The organism is Flavobacterium gelidicaeli, assembly GCF_013294005.1.
Lineage (GTDB): Bacteria > Bacteroidota > Bacteroidia > Flavobacteriales > Flavobacteriaceae > Flavobacterium.
This window is the reverse complement of sequence record NZ_JABSNK010000018.1, coordinates 1-18720: the sequence shown is the minus strand read 5'-3', so window position 1 is coordinate 18720 and position 18720 is coordinate 1. Positions and strand designations below refer to the sequence as shown.

The window sequence follows — 18720 nt, the reverse complement described above, 5'->3', positions numbered from 1 at the left end:
AATCGATTGAACTTTTCGATAAAAATAAAAGAATATTACTATCCTTTATCCTACTTTATCTGGTACTTTATATTCTTTGTTCCTAAATTATGTTATTTTGGAAAAAGAAAGTACATTTGTTCAATCGATGGAACAAATGTAGAAAAAAATTGGAAATAAAGAAAAAAACAACCCTAAAAGATATTGCAGCTACTTTAGGACTAACCCCTTCGGCTGTTTCTAAGGCTTTAAACAATCACCCTAGAATTAGTGATAAAACCAAAGCGGCTGTACAAGAAGCAGCAATTAAACTGCAATACCAACCTAATTTTTTATCAAGTGCTTTACGCAAAGGAAAAAGTAATTTAGTAGGATTAATTGTGCCTCGCATCAATACTAATTTCTACGCATCGGTTATTGAGAATATTGAAGCTGTTTTAAATGAAAATGGTTACAGTGTGATTATGGCGCAAAGTAACGATACCTACAAAAAAGAATGTGAAAGCATTGATAACTTACTCAATATTCAAGTAGACGGTATCATTGCTTCCATTGCTAATGAAACCGTTGATTTTGATTTCTATAAAAAAATTAAAGACAAAGGTGTTCCTTTAATTTTATTTGACCGTGGAGAAAATGATTTAGAGGTAGATTATATTGGTATTGATGATTACAACTGCAGCCATTTGATCGTTGAGCATTTAGTAGCACAAAAATGCCAACGCATTGCTCACATCACCGGATTCAGCCACACCCGAATTTTTAAAAACAGAATTCGAGGTTTTAAGGATGCATTAGAAAAATTTGGCTTGCCTATACAAAATGATTTAATTATCGAAAGTAACTTGCAAATTGAAGACGGCAGGCGCATCATGAAATCCTTATTAGATTCAAAAAACAGACCTGACGGTGTTTATGCTGCAAGTGACAACGCTGCCTTAGGTGCTTTGCAAGTTTTATTAGAAGAAGGCATACGTGTTCCCGATGAAATAGCGTTAGTAGGTTTTGGTAATGAACCTTTTGGGACTATTATCAAACCCGAAATCTCTACAATAAACCAATTTAGTGCCGAAATAGGAAAACAAGCTGCCCTAGCTTTTCTAGACCGAATCAAGTACCCTAAAAAAGTTGTTTCCTTAAACAAAATCATCCTCGAAGCCCAACTTTTAATTCGAAACTCTTCTAATAGACAGAGGATTTAAAAAACTTCATTAAAGTGAGTCGATATTTAAAGATTTACTTTTGAATTGGATAAAGTTTTCCATTAGAAATTCTCCTTTTTATAATATCACTAAAAGTGGGTATTGCTATTTTAAAATAATAGCTATTTATTTACAATCAGCAAAAGGACAAATTTGAAGAGCATCTCTTTAAAATCAGCTAATCCAAGCATTTTTACAAAATCAGTTATAAAAATAACAGACGGTATATTCTTAAAAAAATTATTAAATTAAAAATAAATTTGATGAAATATACAAGCAGTAAAATTAAAATTGATAGTTTTATGCTGTGAAAAAATTAATATTATTAAAAACACACCTGTTTCATTGCTAAATGTGTGAAACTTAACTTAAATTGATTATGGCAATAAATTTACAAAAAGGACAAAAAATTGATATTGGTTTATCCAAAATAACTGTAGGATTAGGTTGGGACCCTAATGAAGGAACAGGCAATGATTTTGACCTCGACGCATCAGCAATTATGATTAATTCCGAAAGAAAATTGTTAGGGGAAGATTACTTTATATTTTACAATAACCTTAACTCACCTGATGGTGCTTTAGAGCACACAGGAGATGACCCTACAGGTGGAAATAGTGATGGTGATGATGATGAAGCAATAAGAGTTGACTTAAATAAAATTGACAGTAATGTTCAAGAGGTACTTTTTGTGGTAACGATTGAAGATTTTGAAAGAAGAAAGCAAAATTTTGGTCAGGTTAGAAATTCGTATATTAGAATTGTTGATGATGCCAGTGGTGAAGAAATAGCAAAATATGAACTAGATGAAGACTTTTCTATTGAAACGGGTGTTGAGTTTGGAAGATTGTATAAACGAAATGGAAACTGGAAATTTGAAGCTTCTGGTATTGGTTACAAAGCAGATTTAAGCTTCTTCCTTGAAAAATACTATAGTGGACAAATAATCAAATAAATATATGGCAATAAATCTTCAAAAAGGACAAACAATTGACCTGCGTAAAAATGATAAAGGAGAATCATTCGATTTATCGAAAGTGACTATTGGATTAGGTTGGGACGTTAAACAAAAAGAGGGCAGTTTTTTAGGTAAATTATTTGGAACAAATAAAGAAGAAGAATTTGACTTAGATGTCATCGCATTTTTATTAGATTCAAATGGGAAAGTAGCCAATCTAGGGAAAGAATTAGTGTTTTCTAATGGTCAAAAAGTAGGATTGCATGGTGGAGATGTTGTGTTTTTTAATAGCATGACTTTTCCATCTGGAACAGGTACCTCTAATATGCTTTTTCCTGAAGGAACACCAAAACATACTATACAACAAAAAATCAATCAACTACTAAGCAATGGTGAACTTATGGTTCATACTGGTGATAACTTGACTGGAGAAGGTGACGGTGATGATGAACAAATTATTATTAAATTAGAATCACTTCCTGCAAGAATTGAAAAAATAGTATTTTTAGTTTGTATTTATCAAGGTATTCAAAAAAACCAACAATTTGGTAAAGTAGAAAATGCTTTTATAAGAGCATGTGATAGTAATAATAAGGAAATTGCGAAATACACCCTTTCAAACAGTCCCGAATTAGAAAATAAACATTCTTTAGTTTTTGGGGAAACCTACCGTCATAATAACGGCTGGAAATTTAGAGCAATTGGAGAGCCACTACATACAGACAATTTTGTCGATGTTTTAAAAAAATATATTAATTAAAAACAATCAATTGAAATTAGATTACGCAAATTACAACCATCTTTCCTTTGATCTTTGGCTCACTTTAATAAAGTCAAATCCAGAGTTTAAAAGTAAGAGAAACAAATTATTTAAAGATTACTTTGAAATTGAAGACTCGATAGAAAAAGTGAATGAAGTAGTACGGTATTATGATGTATTGTGCAACAGTATTAATGAAAAAACAGGGCTCAACTTTAATACGTTTGAAATTTATTATTTAATTTTAAACTCCCTAAATGTTAAGATAGAAGTAATTGATGCAATCAAATTAGAGGCGTTTTACACTGAAACTGAATTATTGTTTATGCAGTATAAGCCCAACTTAATTGACCCTAACATAGGCTTATTATTTAAAGAAGTTACTGAAAAAGGAAAAACAATTAACATTTTAAGCAATACGGGGTTTATAAAAGGGTTTACATTAAGAAAACTTTTAACTCATTATGATTTAAATGATTATTTTTCATTCCAATTGTATTCAGACGAAACTGGAATTTCAAAGCCCAATCAAGACATGTTTAAACTAGTTTATGATCAGGTTTGTGAAAAAGAGTTTGTAGAGAAAAAAAGAGTTTTACATGTAGGAGATAACCCAATAGCAGACCGTGATGGTGCTTTAAAATTTGGGTTTAGTGCATTATTAATATAAATATAGAACGTGAATCAGAGTTACAGTTTACATAAAATAGCAGCGGCAGATGCCTTTAGTTTTAACCCATCAGATTACAGTTGGTTTAAATTTGGTGATAAATTTTACGCAAAGTCTTTTGCAAAAAAACTTTTTGATGATTTTATAATCATCCACGGTGATACAATTTTAAAACAAGAGGAAATCATCATTTTACCGAGTCCCTATTTATCAATTCCTACGGCCTCTAACTTTTTATGTTTTTATTTTAAAGAATATTTAAACATTTTTTTATTTGAAAATGATAGAAAGGCAGCAATCGAATCTAAAATATTTAGAAACCAAACCTATGTAACTGATTATGGAAATTTAGATTTTGAAGAGCGTGTAAAGTTAATTTCTAATGATACGTATTACATTGATAAAGAATTTATAAACGATAAGTTTTGTGTATTTGTTGATGATATTAAAATTACTGGAAGTCATGAATTCACCATTAATAAAATCTTAAGTCAATATAATGTTGATGGAAAGTTTTTATTTGTCTACTTTGCTGAATTAACAAATAAAGAAATTCATCCTAATATTGAGAATTATTTGAACTATTTTTCAGTAAAAGGAGTTAATGAAATAATAACTGTAGTTAATCGAGATGATTTTCAATTTAACACCCGAATCATAAAGTACATTTTAAACTTTAACGAAAAGGATTTACACCTCTTTTTAGAAAGTATTACATTTAAGGTTCGAGAAGAACTTTTTCTATTAGCAATAAGTAATAATTATCATCAGATTAGCGAGTATTTAAATAATTTAAAAACAATAAAATCAACTTAAAAATGGCAATCAATTTACAAAAAGGACAAAGAGAAAACATTAACGCACCAAAATTTACAATAGGTTTAGGTTGGGATACTAATAGTAGCACGACAGGTGTAGATTTTGATTTAGATGCTTCAGTATTCATTTTAGGAGATAATAAAAAAATTATTTCTGATGCACATTTTATATTTTACAACAACTTAAAGTCTCCAGATGGATCAGTTATTCATACTGGTGATAATTTAACTGGTGATGGTGATGGTGATGATGAGCAAGTTAAAATTGATTTAAGCAAAATAGACGGATCTGTTAAAGAAATTTGTATTGTAGTAACAATACATGATGCTGAGAATAGAAAACAAAACTTTGGTCAGGTTCGTAATTCTTTCATTAGAATTGTTGATGACAGTAATAATGTAGAGTTAGTTAACTATGAGTTAGAAGAAGATTTTTCTATAGAAACTGCTGTTGAATTTGGAAGAATTTACAACAAAGACGGTCAATGGAAATTTGAAGCTATTGGTGCAGGAATGAAAGGTGGATTAGAAGATTATTTAAACAAATACAATTAATAGAATGGCAATCAATTTAGAAAAAGGACAAAGAATTAATTTAGAAAAGAACAACGGAACTAAATTACAAAATATTTGTGTTGGTATTAATTGGGGAGCAATAGAAAAAAAAGGTCTTTTTGGTAAAAAGAAAGAGGCTGTAGATCTAGACGCAAGCTGTGCCATTTATGATGAAAATAAAAATCATATAGATTCTGTAAATTTTCAAAAATTAAAATCAAACGATCGCGCAATTCTGCATAGTGGTGATGACTTAACTGGAGATTTAAACGGTGATGATGGATTAGATAATGAAGTAATAACATTAGATTTTTCAAAATTATCTCCTAATGCTAGTTATGTTGCTTTTTATGTCAATAGCTTTAGAGGGCAAGATTTTAAAGATATTCCGTTTGCGTCAATTAGGATTTATGAAGGAACTCCAAAAAGAGTTACTGAGGAATTTGCTCGCTATGACATTGCAAACGATGCTACATTTTCAGGAAAAGTATCAATGGTACTAGGTGTTTTTTATAAAAAAAATAACGACTGGAAATTTAATGCAATCGGTGTTTCTACGACCGACAGAAAATTAGAAGAAACCATTATTACAATTCAACAAGATCACCTATAAAAGCAATATATGGACAATTTACCAACAATTTCAGACAATCAAAAATTGATTGATAAAGACGGAAATGTAAATTTAGAAACTATTTCTGAATCAGAAAAAGGCAATTACAAATCAATAACGAGTCAATTAAATGAGAATGATGTCAATTCTATTTTAAATTATGGATCTGAAATTCAAAATTCGATTTCAAAACAAAGTGATACTTTCTTACACAATGTTAGAACTTACAATTCTGGAGAAGTAGGAACATTGATCAATGATTTATTGACTGAACTTAATTATGTAGATGTAGATGAATTAGATCAAGGACCCGTGAAAAGGTTTATGTCTAAAATTCCTATTTTGAATAAATTAGTTATAGACGTAAAAAAATTGTTTCAGCAATATGATAAAATCACCGTAAATGTTGACAAAATAAGTAATAAAGTAAAAGCAGGAATGATCAATTCTGTTAAAGACAATACTTCATTACAAACAATGTTTGATGGCAATGTGAATCTTATTAAAGAGATGGAGAAACACATTATTGGCGGGCAAATAAGATTTGCTGAATTAAATGAAGAGCTTGTTCAAATGGAAGCTAATAGTGCCCAGTATCAAGACTACCAGATCTCTGACAAGAAAACTTACATCAATAGATTAGACAAACGTCTTGCTGATATGAAAATTGTACGTTTTATCATGTTACAGTCTTTAGCACAAATTAGAGTAGTACAAAATAACAATGTTTCAATTGCTGAAAAAGCGCAATCTATTTTGACGACAACAATGCCGGTTTGGAAAAACCAATTAACACTTGCTGTTGCTTTACAAAGACAAAAGCAAAATATTGAAGTACAACGTAGAGTTTCTGAAACAACAAATACTATTTTACAGAAAAATGCAGAAATGCTAAAACAAAATAGTATTGAAGTAGCTAGAGAAAATGAAAATACAATTGTATCTCTTGAAACTTTAAAAATGACAACAAAATCATTAATTGATACCTTAACAGAGGTAAAACAAATTCACGAACAAGGTACTGAAACGCGAAGACAACTTGATGCTGGTTTACAAAGTCTTGAAAGTGAATTAAAAAAATCTGTTGTTAGTTAACAACATCAATAAGGACAATAATGCAAAATGACGAAGAGTTTTTTGCTCAAATAATTAGTGATAGTAAAAAAAGACTGTTGGTTTTAAAGTTGTTGTCCAACTTTTTTAACCATCAGGATTTTATTAGCATAATAATTCGAACAAAAATAATTCACAATCTTTTTGAAAAAAACAAGGATCTCGACACCAACAAGCTCGAACTTTTTCACATTCAGTATACGGATACCCTTATCAATTTATTTCAAAAAATAAAGAAAAATAAGGAACAGCAGTATTTATTATTGTCTGATGAGATTTATATAAATGATGATTACATCTCTAAAATAAATTCAGAGATTGATAGTAAAAGAATTTCTCAACGCATAAGGTTGCATTCACAAACAATGTCTCTAAAACTAGAGGAGATGTATAAAATGTTTGTGACTGATGATGACAAAGCTTTTAACTGGAACGAGATTACAAATTTTTCAAATGATTTCAAAGCTGATTACTACAGAGAAATATCCTTGGAAAAGTATCAGGAATTAGTTTGTTTTGATAGAAAAACTTATGAGAATAAAAGTGCTATTGTAGAAAAAAAACTTTTAGGGCGCTTAAATATTTTAAACTTCAAAGTTAAGTTCTTATGTGGGTTAGTTTGTAAAAATGAAGTAATTGAAGTATACCAGTTTAGAGATTCTAATGATTTGTTTATTTACATAATGAACAATAAATCCTTTTTCTTTTTAAATGAAGAAGACAGAGAAGGTCTTGATATTTCTAAAAATTATTCTGGTAAAAATGAAATTGTAGAAGATTTAAAAACAAAGAATAAAGCATTAAATAAAAAACTAAAAACAGTAAAAACTGATTTAACAGATGATGTCCAAATAGTATTAAATGAATATTTACAAAAAATTTCATCAGTAGATTTCTTAGATGATTTACAAAATGTAGATGAGCAAACAAATATTTTAAAGGCAATGTTAAACATTAATATTAATTAGAATTATGGCTATTAATTTAGAAAAAGGACAAAGACAATCTATCGATGCACCCAAATTCACTGTAGGACTTGGTTGGGATAGTAATTCCAGTAGTACTGGTGAAGATTTTGATTTAGATGCAAGCGTATTTCTTGTTGGAGAAAATGGTAAAATCAGTAATGAAAATCATTTTGTCTATTATAATAATTTAAAGTCACCTGATGGTGCTGTTACGCATTCTGGAGACAACCTTTCTGGTGCGGGAGATGGCGATGATGAACAAGTTGTAATCGATTTATCAAAAATAGCGGCAGATATCAAAGAAATTTGTTTTGTGGTAACAATCCACCATGCTGATACTAGGAGACAAAATTTTGGACAAGTTCGTAACTCTTTTATTCGAATTGTTGACCAAACCAATACAGAGTTAGTAAAATACGAATTAGATGAAGATTTTTCTATTGAAACAGCAGTTGAATTTGGTAGAATTTACAAAAGAAACGACGAGTGGAAATTTGAAGCCGTAGGAATTGGTATGAAAGGCGGGTTACAAGATTATTTAAATAAGTATAACTAAAAAAAAAAATATAAAATGGCAATTAACTTAACTAAAGGACAAAGAATAAACCTAGAAAAAAGTAATGGTAATAAATTACAAAATATTTGTGTTGGAATAAACTGGGGGGCAATAGAGAAAAAAGGCTGGTTCGGTGGAAAATCAAAGGAGGCAGTAGATTTAGATGCATCATGTGCTTTATATGATGATAATAAAAATTTAATAGACATTATATATTTCGGTCAGCTAAGATCTAAAGACGGTTCAATTGCTCATAGTGGTGATGATTTGACTGGAGATATGGGGGGTGATGATGGATTAGACAATGAAATTATAACTGTAGATTTTTCAAGATTAAGCGCTTCTTGTAGTTATGTAGCATTTGTATTAAATAGCTTTCAAGGACATGACTTTGGTACCATTCCTTTTGCTTCAATAAGAATTTATGAAGGTACACCAACAAGAGTTAATGAAGTCTTCGCAACATTTGATATTGCAAATGGTTCCGGTTTTGCTGGTCACGTTTCTATGGTTATGGGTGTTTTTTATAAGAAAAACGGAGAATGGAAATTCAATGCTATTGGAGAACCTACTAAGGATAAAAAATTAGAGCAAACAGTCAATACTGTAACCAATCAATATTTATAACATGAGAAGACTACCCGTATATTTATTATTAGACACCTCTGGTTCCATGTCAGGAGGACCAATAGAAGCTGTAAAAAATGGGGTACAAATAATGATTAGTTCATTAAGACAAAATCCTCAAGCTATTGAAACTGCTTTTTTAAGCGTTATCACTTTTGATACTACGGCACAGCAAATAATTCCGCTAACTGATTTAGCTTCTTTCCAAATGGTAGATATTAAAGCTACCGGAGTTACAGCTTTAGGAGAAGCTTTAAAACTAGTCAGTAATAAAATTAATACTGAAGTTCAAAAAACAACCACGGAGCAAAAAGGAGATTGGAAACCATTAGTTTTTATAATGACTGATGGAATACCTACTGATGATTGGCAAAGCGGTTTAAATGAATTCAAGAAAACTAAAGTGGCGTTTACTGTAGCTTGTGCTGCAGGAAATGGTGCAGATACTAATATATTAAAACAAATTACAGACAATGTAGTTAGTTTAGATACTGCTGATAGTGCAAGTATTGGTAAATTCTTTCAATGGGTGACCGCTTCAATTGGAGTGAGTTCCACAAAGGTGGAGGAATCTGGAAAAGAAGTAATTGGATTAGATGAATTGCCTCCACCACCCTCGGAATTAAATATTGTTGTTTAACGATTATGATTCTTTAAAACATTGCTTTAAATGTCAGTAAAGTGACTTATATAGAATACAAAACATAAAACCTTTGTGAAAATCGAAGGTTTTATGTTCTTAATAACAGTAAAAATTACTTTAGGAAGTCTTTAATTAATTTATTATCTAAAAAAACACATGAGAAGATTACCCGTTTATTTTTTATTAGATACATCAGGTTCAATGCGTGGTGAGCCAATACAAGCATTAAACAATGCTTTAAGTGGCATGATAAATACATTACGGTCAGATGCTCAGGCATTAGATTCGCTATGGATTAGCATTATAACTTACGACCGTGAAGTAATTGAAGTTGCTCCGTTAACTGAATTAGTTAGTTTTCAACTTCCAGAAATAATATGTCCTCAAAGTGGCCCAACAAATACAGGAGCAGGTTTAGAATTTGTAATTGAAAAAGTGACAACTAATGTAATAAAAAGTTCGCCTACGCAAAAAGGAGATTGGAAACCACTACTTTTTGTTTTCACCGATGGTAAACCCTCTGATATGCCTCTTTACAGAGAAAAAATTATCGAAATCAAAAGATTAAACTTTGGTGCCGTTGTTGGTTGTGCTGCTGGACCAAAAGCTGACGATCAAATTTTAAAAGAATTAACTGAAAATGTGGTGCACCTAGACTCTGCTGATAGTGCTACATTAAAACAGTTTTTCAAGTGGGTATCTGAAACTATTGAGCAAGGTAATAAAAGCCAAGGAACAGGAGAAAGTACTACGTTGCCTCCGCCTCCAAGTGAAATAACTGTTGTAATATGATAGCAAAAATTTTAATAAGTATTTTGATTATAGGGCTGTTTTTATATTCAAAATTATTACCCTACAAAAACAAATTAAATCCTCAGTACAAGAAAATCTTTGATTTTTTTAATAGCATTTTTTCACCGATATTTATTTTTTTTAAAAACATGATAAAACCTTTCCAAGTGGGATACGGTTTATCAATTGATATGTCACAAATAGTGTTGCTGATTATTTTATTAACTCTCCTAATATTTTTCTAAAATGAGAAGATTACCTATATATTTCTTAATTGATATTTCAGAGTCAATGGTTGGGGAACCTATTCAACAAGTTGAAGAAGGATTGGCCACTATTATCCAAGCATTAAAGACGGATCCCCATGCTTTAGAAACCGTTTTTGTATCTATAATAGTTTTTGCAGGACAGCCTAAAACTTTAGTTCCTTTACAAGAAATTGTGAGTTTCTACCCTCCCAAATTCCCTATCGGTAGTGGTACTTCTTTAAGTAAAGGTTTAGGACATTTAATGCATGAACTAAGAACTAACATTGTCAAAACGACCTATGAAGTTAAAGGTGATTGGAAACCTATTATTTTTCTATTTACTGACGGAGTGCCTACTGATGATAGTAAAGCAGCTATCAATGAATGGAAACAAAATTGGAGTAAAGCAGCCAACTTAATAGCTGTTTCATTTGGAAATAATACAGACGCTAAACTATTATCTGAATTAACTGACACAGTGTTAGAATTTAAAAACACCAATGTTCAATCTTACAAAGAGTTTTTTAAATGGGTAACTGATTCTATCAAAACAAGCAGTATAAGTGTTGAAAATAACACTACAGGCTTTGAATTAGCAAAATTAGATGGTGAAACGCTTTCTAAAATTAATTTAGAAAAATTAAATACTAACAATCAGTCGGTCGATGATAATTTTGTTGTTCTTAATGGTAAGTGTCAAAATACTAAAAGACCTTATTTAATGAAATACCGAAAAACAATCGTACCCTCACAATTTGCTGGTGTTGAATTAAGCACTAAAAGCTATAAATTAGTTGGAGCTTATCAAATTGACAATTCCTATTTTGAATTAGCTGATAATACTAGTTTCAACAATACCGTCAATAGTGATGAGTTGATAGGTGGCCCCACTTGTCCTTGCTGCGGGAATCAAATTGCATTTGCTGTTTGTACTTGTGGTAAAATACATTGTATTGGTGAAGAAGAAATAAGTAGCTGTCCTTGGTGTGATAATCAAGGTAGATACGGTACTGGCGGCGGTGGTTTTGATGTTAATAGGACACAAGGCTAATCTATGGAAGAGATAGAAAAATACATCAAAGCATTTTTATCGCAAAATAAGATCGATATTACGGCTAATAAAGCTGCGCTCTTTAAATCCTTTATTGAAAATGAAGAGAATATTAATTCCGTAAAAATAATTCAAGAAAATCAGAGAAAGATTATGGTCAATTGGAAATTAAAAACAAGAATTGATGATATCATTTCGCAATCTATTTCATTACCTAATGGAACAGTAAATAAAAATTATGAAACAAAAATTGACTTTGACAAACTTGGTTGGAGCGACTTCATATCTTTTGAAATTCAAGGTCTAGAACAAATTGGTTTAGAATTCAACCCCGAAGACAAAATACTTTTTGGAAACCCAAAAATAAGTGGTGATCTAAAAATACAAATTTTATTTCGTGTTGAAGGAGAAGATGACAATATTACTCCTAATGTAAAAACAATCACTTTAATTATAAATCCCGATCCAAAATCATTGTGGAAAAATATTGAAAGTGATCAAGATGACCCTTTTTGGAAGGAAGATAATGTTTCAACATCAAGTGATTTTTTAGATAAGAAAATAGTTATTGCTTCTAAAAGAGGTAGAAGTCATGCTAATGTGGGTTCTTTTAGAGATGATCATTTTACGTACAAAAATATTAATGATAGTGGCTGGAGCGTTGTGGCAGTTTCGGACGGTGCAGGTTCTGCAAGTTTATCAAGAGAAGGCTCAAAGATCTCTTGTGAATTAATAGTTAGTTATTTTGAAGAACATTTTACGCCAGAAAATTTAAAAGAATTTGATGAGACATTGTTTAATCATCACAATAAAACAGGAGAAGATACCTCAAAAAAAATAAGCCGTTTTGTCTACGAAAACCTTTCTAAAGCAGCATGGTTTGTAAATAAAGAATTAGAAAAAACTGCTACTAAACTAGAAAGACCATTAAAGGATTTTCATGCTACTTTAATTTTTACTCTAGTAAAAAAATATGATTTTGGTTATGCCATTTTAAGTTTTGGAGTTGGGGACTGCCCTATTGGACTAATTAATAAAGATATGACTGAAATTAAACTAATGAACTGGTTAGATGTAGGCGAGTTTGGTGGAGGAACACGTTTTATAACCATGCCTGAAATATTTCAGAGTGAACAATTTCAAACAAGATTTGGGTTTAAGCTAGTTGATGATTTCTCTTATTTAATGCTAATGACTGACGGTATTTATGATCCAAAATTTGTAGTTGAAGCAAATTTAGAAAAAATAGAAAAATGGAATGAATTTCTAGTAGATTTACAAGGTGAAAATCAAGAGGGTCTTAAAGTAGATTTTAACTATGAAAATGCCGAAATAGCAGACCAACTTTCGAATTGGATGGATTTTTGGAATCCCGGAAATCATGATGACAGAACTCTTGCAATAATCTATTAGAATATGAAGACAATTACGGTACAATCAATTAATGATAAATCTAAATCATATCAATTCGTTGATAATGGAGAGCCTATGCGAGGCGGTGTCAAAGATGTTTATTTTAGTCCTGATAAGAAATATGTTGTTGCTATTTATAGAGACAAATTAGATTTTAACCAAAAAGAACGCCTTCAAAAAATCACAAATTACTATTTGCCTCAAATTAAAAATAAAGAGGCTGGGGATTATTATTTGAACGAAGTATTTAGATGGCCAACTGATATTATTGACTATAATGGTTTGACTGGAATAATTGTTCCTTTATATCATTCAAATTATTTTTTTAAAAAGGGATACGAAACAAGTGATCTAATAAAAGATAATGAGAAAGAAGGTAAATGGTATGCGGGAGCAAAATTTAGAAATACTCAGTTTCCCCTGAAACTGGCAAAATCAGAATTAGGTGACTGGTTGAGTTATTTTCAGGTATGTGTAAACTTGACTCGTGGAGTAAAAAAAATGCATGCTATGGGTTTGGCACACTCTGATTTATCATATAAAAATGTTTTGATTGATCCTGTTCAAAAGACTGCTTGTATAATTGATTTAGATGGTTTAGTTGTTCCTGGTATGTTTCCTGCAGAAGTAATAGGTACAGCTGAGTTTATTGCTCCAGAAGTATTAGCATCTAAACATTTAAATAAAAACGATCCAAACAGAAAACTGCCAAATAGATTAACGGATTTGCACGCTTTGCCTATTCTTATTTACATGTTTTTATTGCATAGACATCCTTTAAAAGGTGGGAAAGTGCATGATTTAGACACGGAGAAAGATGATTTATTGTCAATGGGAGAAAAGGCACTATTTATTGAACACCCTACCAATGCAATGAATAGACCCAAACTAGACCAAGTTTCTAAATGGGATCTACCTTGGGCCGATGTTAATAAACTGCCTTACACACTTACAGGTCCCTATCTAAAAGCTTTATTTGATAAAGTTTTTATAGATGGTTTACACAACCCCATGCAAAGACCAACTGCTGAGGAATGGGAAATAGGTTTATTAAAAACAACTGATTTAATGCAAAAATGCTACAATAGTTCTTGTGAACAAAAGTGGTATGTTTTTGATAACACAAATTCACCAAAATGTCCCTTTTGTGGTACACCTCATAAAGGAACATTACCTATCTTAGACCTTTATTATCAATTTAAAGACGCTGTTTGGAAACCAGAGAATCATCGTTTAATGGTTTATGATAATCAATATCTTTTTCAGTGGCATATTAATCGAAATACCACTCGAAATGAAAAATTAAGTACTGAGCAAAAGGTTCCTGTAGGGTATTTTACTTTTCACAATAATAAATGGGTATTAGTAAATCAAAAAATGACCTCTTTAAGAGATGTAACTGAAGACAAAGAAATCCCTATAGGTAGCATGGTAGAATTAACAGATGGAAAAAAATTGTTACTCTCAAAAGAAGAAGGTGGACGTGTTGTAGTAATTACAATGGCCAATAAATAAATAATTTAAATAACTTTAATTAAACAAATGGAAACAAACATTATCGATTTACATCCTGGACTAGTAGTCGGATTCGCAGTAGTAATTTTTATAATGCTGTTATTAGATTTAGGTATCTTTAACAAAAAAGCACATGAAGTATCTTCAAAAGAAGCGTTAACTTGGAGCGTTATTTGGATTTCACTTTCAATGGTGTTTTCTGGAGTAGTATATTATATCTTTAACCAAGATGCTGGTGGACATGAGGTTGCCGTAGAAAAATTCACACAGTTTCAATTAGCATATTGGATTGAAAAAGCACTTTCAGTAGATAATCTCTTTGTTTTTATTTTAGTTTTTGGCTTTTTTAAAGTTCCTAAACACCTGCATCATAAAGTGTTATTTTGGGGTATTATAGGTGCTTTACTATTTAGAGCCATATTTATATTTGCTGGAGTAGGTATTATTAATCTAACTTATTTGGAATCATTTTTAAAGAATGATAGCACTACATTTTATGCGGTGTGGAGTTTAATCGCACTTTCTTTAATTGGATTAGCTATAAAGTTCCTAAAGGATGAAAAAGCATTTTTAATTCTAGCAATAATTTTCGGATTATTTATTTTAGGAGGAGTTAATGCTAAATATTTTCTTGACGTAAATCAGCTTGATTTACCTCCAATTAATTTGGTAATGACAATATTTGGTTTGTTCTTGATATATGCAGGAATACAATCTTGGGGTAGCGGAGAAGGTGATGAGGATGAGGATTTTAGTGATACTGCGGGTGCAAAACTTGTGCAAAAATTTTATAAAGTTTCAGATAATTACGACGGTGACAAATTCTTTACTTTGCAGAATGGAATGAAGATGGCAACACCGTTACTGGTTGTTGTAGCGGTAATTGAATTTACAGATGTATTATTTGCAGTAGATAGTATTCCTGCAATTTTTGCCATATCTAAAGATCCATTTATCCTTTACACGTCAAATATTTTTGCGATATTAGGGTTAAGATCATTATATTTCTTGCTTGCGAATTTTATACATATGTTCAGTAAATTACCTTATGGTTTGGCTATAATTTTAAGTTTCATTGGATTCAAAATGCTAATTTCTCCATGGTTTCATATTCCATCTCCAATTTCATTAGGAATTGTGGGTGGAATTCTTGTGCTTTCTGTAATTGTGTCTATAATGTATCCAGAATCTACTGAGGAATAATAAAATTAATGCTTACTATAATTTGAAAAGACCTCCATTAAAAGAGGTCTTTTTTTGGCTCAAATAAAAATTGGGAATAAGTCCTATAATTAAAGAAAAAGCAAATGGATTTTTCAATATTTTCATATTTTCTACCCGAAGATTTATTATTTCATTTTGATATTGTCGATTTCAAATAGGTAGGAGGATACTGTCCTAAAAAAGTATGCAAAGTAAAAAAGTTGTGTTTTTAAATTACTATCAATAAAATTATAAGCTAATGAACCTTAAACACAATTAAATTTCGGAATTATTATTGAAGATAGCAAATTTTGAAAACGACACAAATTTACTCATGCAAATGACTCATGACGTGTTTATGAAAAGTGAGCGCCATTTATAGAAGCAGGAGAACACAAGAGATTATGCTAATGGTTATTGCCTGAGAAAGTTCGTACTCGCAGAGATAAATCTGTTACTAAAGAAGGATATTTTACGATACTAGGTATTAAAGAAGATGGATCAAGGGAGATTTGAGTATTATAAATCACCCAACTGAAGGGGTATTATTGTGGCAATATGAATTAGAGGAGTTAAAAGTTAGAGGAGTTTCTAGACTAGGTTTAGTGGTTTCTGATGGACTAAGTTCCATTGAAAATGCTACAGCAAAAGTATTTCCAACAATAAAGCATCAATTGTGCGTAGTACCTATAAAACGCAATATATTGGCGATTTTTCCCAGAATAAAAAGATTAGAAATAGCAGAAGAACTATTGCAAGTTTTTGCAATTGACATTAAAGATATAACACCTGTTAAAGGATTTGAAAATTTATATAAATTCGTAGAGAAGTACAAAAGAGTATCTTAGTTTAAAGTCAATTTTAAACCAGCGGAATACCACTTATTTTACGTATTTAGACTACCCAATTTCAATACAAAGAATGGTATATTCTACTTAACTGGATAGAACGACAAACGTGTTTTAAAAATAAGAAAATCGATACCAAGTCCTGAATAAGTTCTGTTTTTAATGGTTGCAGTAGCTATGGAAAAAGAAAATAAATCATATAAATTCCTTGTATCCGCCTTTAGAGTAGTTGCAGAATTAAAAAGAATAATGAAACAATAAAAACAACTTTCACACACTTTTTAATACACCATCTATTAATACCAAAACGGATCAATCCTAAAAGTTGGGGAGAGATTTGATTTTTATTAAATTAGCAGATAAAAAAGTACCCCTTGGAAAATTATATAGAACTATTAAAACTCATACTGCCAGAATTAATTGTTGAACACTTTGATTTGGTGAATACCAAAACTGAACAAGAGAAAATGCATTTGTTTTTTGAAGAAAAGAGTGCTCCACCCAAAGAGTATAATAATCGACAACTAGTTTCAAAAGGTTTTTTACATGAGATTACTATTCAAGATTTTCCACTTAGAGGGAAATTCGTATATCTCCATATTAAAAGACGTCGTTGGACAGATAAAGAAACTCAAGAAATCATACAACGAGATTGGAATATTGTAGCACAAGGAACCCGCATGACTCATGAGTTTGCGGATTTTTTAAAAGAAATTAATAGATACTAAAGCAAACGATTGTCATACTATTGGTTTTTTCTTTGGTGTTAATGGTAAAAAATTGCAACGACAATATAAAAAACATCTTAGTAATTTTTCCAATTGGGAACAACGAGAACTTGCAAATGAGTGGCTAATTTTCCCTGAAAACATGGGTAGTCATTTATCTATAGACGAAGTAAACTTTTCAATGGGAGAGCTTTATACCGTAGTGACCAATAAAGCAGGAAAAGGTAAAAAAGGTTCTATTGTAGCCATTATTGCTGGAACAAAAGCAGAAGTAGTTATTAATCATTTACAAAGGATAGATTTTAAAAAACGTTCTCAGGTTATTGAAATTACTCTAGACATGGCTAATAGCATGAAATTAATTGCTAAAAAATCTTTTCCAAAAGCAACACAAGTAACAGATCGTTTCCATGTTCAAAAACTTGCTTTAGAAGCTGTACAAGAAGTTCGCATTAGATTAAAATGGGAGGCGCTAGATCAAGAAAACCAAAGCATATTAGAAGCTAAACTCAACAATGCACCTTTTATATCTAAAGAATTCTCTAACGGAGATACTGCCAGGCAATTACTCACCAGGAGCAGGTTTCTACTCTACAAAAGCCCTAACAAATGGAGCGAAAGTCAAAAAGATAGGGCAACAATAGTATTTGAAGCATATCCAGAAATTAAAACAGTTTACTTTTTAAGTCAAAAATTACGCAATATTTACAATAACAATACTGATAAACTAATAGCTATCAAAAAATTAGCACACTGGTATAACGACGTTGAGCGCTTAGGAATAAAAAGTTTTAATACAATAATGAATACCATTAAAATTAACTATGATTCTATTTTGAATTATTTTGGTAATAGAAGCACTAATGCTTCTGCAGAATCTTTCAATGCTAAAATAAAGGCTTTTAGAAATCAGTTCAGAGGTGTTAGAAAAGTTGATTTCTTTCTATTTAGATTAACTAAATTATTTGCTTAATCCCCAACTTTTGCGCTTGATCCATTAAATATAGATGGCAAGCAATTAACATCGAGAATGATGCTATTGAAAAAGCTAAATCCACAAAAACTAAATTCGAACCCAAAATACTATCAAACGGTGATACCATTAAGCAATTATTAGCTAGAAGCCGCTATATCTTATGCAAAAACAAATCAAAATGGACTGAAAACCAAACTGAAAGAGCGAGATTCTTATTCGAATTGTATCCTGATATTGAAAAAGCATACCAGCTATGTCAAGACTTACGAAATGTTTTTGAGAATACTACCGATAAAATTTATGGTCTAAGCAAATTAGCTCGATGGCATGAAAAAGGGATCATAACTAAAACTTTCAGGAGAGCTCCCACATAAATACATAATTAATTAAAAACAAAAAACCCCTATCCGATAAGGATAGGGGTTTTTAAAGAAAGGCGACGACATACTCTCCCACATAACTGCAGTACCATCTGCGCAGGCGG

At 30.9% G+C, this 18720-nt stretch carries 21 protein-coding genes; all 21 read left to right on the top strand.

Translation table 11 applies throughout. The annotated features are described in order from the left end of the window. Window positions 1–149: 149 nt before the first annotated feature. The 21 genes from HNP99_RS16625 to HNP99_RS16520 all read left to right on the top strand — a co-directional run bounded on the left by HNP99_RS16625 (window position 150) and on the right by HNP99_RS16520 (window position 18610). Window positions 150–1181, top strand: a complete 1032-nt coding sequence (locus HNP99_RS16625) for a LacI family DNA-binding transcriptional regulator (protein ID WP_254596885.1) — start codon at window positions 150–152, stop codon at window positions 1179–1181. Between the two features lie 379 nt (window positions 1182–1560). Next, entirely contained in the window at window positions 1561–2136 is a 576-nt protein-coding gene (locus HNP99_RS16620) for a TerD family protein (protein ID WP_173854575.1), read from the top strand. A gap of 4 nt (window positions 2137–2140) precedes the next feature. Further along, window positions 2141–2899 carry a TerD family protein gene (locus HNP99_RS16615; protein WP_173854574.1) on the top strand — a complete coding sequence of 253 codons (759 nt, stop codon included), beginning with the start codon at window positions 2141–2143 and terminating at the stop codon, window positions 2897–2899. A gap of 10 nt (window positions 2900–2909) precedes the next feature. Next, window positions 2910–3569, top strand: a complete 660-nt coding sequence (locus tag HNP99_RS16610) for an HAD family hydrolase (protein WP_173854573.1) — start codon at window positions 2910–2912, stop codon at window positions 3567–3569. A gap of 9 nt (window positions 3570–3578) precedes the next feature. Then, window positions 3579–4385, top strand: coding sequence for a phosphoribosyltransferase family protein (locus HNP99_RS16605; RefSeq protein ID WP_173854572.1), 807 nt, complete (start codon window positions 3579–3581; stop codon window positions 4383–4385). Window positions 4386–4387: 2 nt separating this feature from the next. Then, window positions 4388–4942, top strand: a complete 555-nt coding sequence (locus HNP99_RS16600) for a TerD family protein (protein ID WP_173854571.1) — start codon at window positions 4388–4390, stop codon at window positions 4940–4942. 4 nt (window positions 4943–4946) lie between these two features. Next, the gene (locus HNP99_RS16595; RefSeq protein ID WP_173854570.1) at window positions 4947–5555 is read left to right on the top strand and encodes a TerD family protein; all 609 of its coding nucleotides are present in this window, start codon (window positions 4947–4949) and stop codon (window positions 5553–5555) included. Window positions 5556–5564: 9 nt separating this feature from the next. Further along, window positions 5565–6650: a toxic anion resistance protein gene (locus HNP99_RS16590; protein ID WP_173854569.1), complete on the top strand. Its 1086-nt coding sequence runs from the start codon at window positions 5565–5567 to the stop codon at window positions 6648–6650. Window positions 6651–6670: 20 nt separating this feature from the next. After that, entirely contained in the window at window positions 6671–7636 is a 966-nt protein-coding gene (locus tag HNP99_RS16585; RefSeq protein ID WP_173854568.1) for a hypothetical protein, read from the top strand. Window positions 7637–7640: 4 nt separating this feature from the next. Next, window positions 7641–8192: a TerD family protein gene (locus tag HNP99_RS16580; protein ID WP_173854567.1), complete on the top strand. Its 552-nt coding sequence runs from the start codon at window positions 7641–7643 to the stop codon at window positions 8190–8192. 15 nt (window positions 8193–8207) lie between these two features. Then, the gene (locus HNP99_RS16575) at window positions 8208–8819 is read left to right on the top strand and encodes a TerD family protein (RefSeq protein WP_173854566.1); all 612 of its coding nucleotides are present in this window, start codon (window positions 8208–8210) and stop codon (window positions 8817–8819) included. Window position 8820: 1 nt separating this feature from the next. Continuing rightward, window positions 8821–9459 (top strand): vWA domain-containing protein, encoded by a 639-nt coding sequence (locus tag HNP99_RS16570; protein ID WP_173854565.1) that lies wholly within the window; start codon window positions 8821–8823, stop codon window positions 9457–9459. A gap of 159 nt (window positions 9460–9618) precedes the next feature. Then, window positions 9619–10254, top strand: coding sequence for a vWA domain-containing protein (locus HNP99_RS16565; protein ID WP_173854564.1), 636 nt, complete (start codon window positions 9619–9621; stop codon window positions 10252–10254). Window positions 10255–10500: 246 nt separating this feature from the next. After that, window positions 10501–11553 (top strand): TerY-C metal binding domain-containing protein, encoded by a 1053-nt coding sequence (locus tag HNP99_RS16555; protein ID WP_173854562.1) that lies wholly within the window; start codon window positions 10501–10503, stop codon window positions 11551–11553. A gap of 3 nt (window positions 11554–11556) precedes the next feature. After that, window positions 11557–12966 (top strand): PP2C family serine/threonine-protein phosphatase, encoded by a 1410-nt coding sequence (locus HNP99_RS16550; RefSeq protein WP_173854561.1) that lies wholly within the window; start codon window positions 11557–11559, stop codon window positions 12964–12966. 3 nt (window positions 12967–12969) lie between these two features. Next, entirely contained in the window at window positions 12970–14481 is a 1512-nt protein-coding gene (locus tag HNP99_RS16545) for a helix-hairpin-helix domain-containing protein (RefSeq protein WP_173854560.1), read from the top strand. A 27-nt stretch (window positions 14482–14508) separates the two neighbouring features. Beyond that, entirely contained in the window at window positions 14509–15684 is a 1176-nt protein-coding gene (locus tag HNP99_RS16540) for a TerC family protein (RefSeq protein ID WP_173854559.1), read from the top strand. 512 nt (window positions 15685–16196) lie between these two features. After that, window positions 16197–16532 (top strand): transposase, encoded by a 336-nt coding sequence (locus HNP99_RS16535; protein ID WP_173854558.1) that lies wholly within the window; start codon window positions 16197–16199, stop codon window positions 16530–16532. Window positions 16533–16906: 374 nt separating this feature from the next. Then, entirely contained in the window at window positions 16907–17260 is a 354-nt protein-coding gene (locus tag HNP99_RS16530; RefSeq protein ID WP_173854557.1) for an ISAon1 family transposase N-terminal region protein, read from the top strand. After that, on the top strand, window positions 17250–18233 hold the full coding sequence (locus tag HNP99_RS16525) for an ISAon1 family transposase (RefSeq protein WP_173854614.1): 984 nt from the start codon (window positions 17250–17252) through the stop codon (window positions 18231–18233). Before HNP99_RS16530 ends, HNP99_RS16525 begins: the two co-directional genes overlap by 11 nt. A gap of 23 nt (window positions 18234–18256) precedes the next feature. Further along, window positions 18257–18610 carry a transposase gene (locus tag HNP99_RS16520; protein ID WP_173854613.1) on the top strand — a complete coding sequence of 118 codons (354 nt, stop codon included), beginning with the start codon at window positions 18257–18259 and terminating at the stop codon, window positions 18608–18610. Window positions 18611–18720: the final 110 nt, after the last annotated feature.

Excerpts from the sequence above, each read along its gene's own strand:
- HNP99_RS16620 (WP_173854575.1), top strand. The coding sequence starts at position 1,561 with ATGGCAATAAATTTACAAAAAGGACAAAAAATTGATATTGGTTTATCC.
- HNP99_RS16615 (WP_173854574.1), top strand. The coding sequence starts at position 2,141 with ATGGCAATAAATCTTCAAAAAGGACAAACAATTGACCTGCGTAAAAAT.
- HNP99_RS16600 (WP_173854571.1), top strand. The coding sequence starts at position 4,388 with ATGGCAATCAATTTACAAAAAGGACAAAGAGAAAACATTAACGCACCA.
- HNP99_RS16595 (WP_173854570.1), top strand. The coding sequence starts at position 4,947 with ATGGCAATCAATTTAGAAAAAGGACAAAGAATTAATTTAGAAAAGAAC.
- HNP99_RS16590 (WP_173854569.1), top strand. The coding sequence starts at position 5,565 with ATGGACAATTTACCAACAATTTCAGACAATCAAAAATTGATTGATAAA.
- HNP99_RS16585 (WP_173854568.1), top strand. The coding sequence starts at position 6,671 with ATGCAAAATGACGAAGAGTTTTTTGCTCAAATAATTAGTGATAGTAAA.
- HNP99_RS16580 (WP_173854567.1), top strand. The coding sequence starts at position 7,641 with ATGGCTATTAATTTAGAAAAAGGACAAAGACAATCTATCGATGCACCC.
- HNP99_RS16575 (WP_173854566.1), top strand. The coding sequence starts at position 8,208 with ATGGCAATTAACTTAACTAAAGGACAAAGAATAAACCTAGAAAAAAGT.
- HNP99_RS16570 (WP_173854565.1), top strand. The coding sequence starts at position 8,821 with ATGAGAAGACTACCCGTATATTTATTATTAGACACCTCTGGTTCCATG.
- HNP99_RS16565 (WP_173854564.1), top strand. The coding sequence starts at position 9,619 with ATGAGAAGATTACCCGTTTATTTTTTATTAGATACATCAGGTTCAATG.
- HNP99_RS16555 (WP_173854562.1), top strand. The coding sequence starts at position 10,501 with ATGAGAAGATTACCTATATATTTCTTAATTGATATTTCAGAGTCAATG.
- HNP99_RS16550 (WP_173854561.1), top strand. The coding sequence starts at position 11,557 with ATGGAAGAGATAGAAAAATACATCAAAGCATTTTTATCGCAAAATAAG.
- HNP99_RS16545 (WP_173854560.1), top strand. The coding sequence starts at position 12,970 with ATGAAGACAATTACGGTACAATCAATTAATGATAAATCTAAATCATAT.
- HNP99_RS16540 (WP_173854559.1), top strand. The coding sequence starts at position 14,509 with ATGGAAACAAACATTATCGATTTACATCCTGGACTAGTAGTCGGATTC.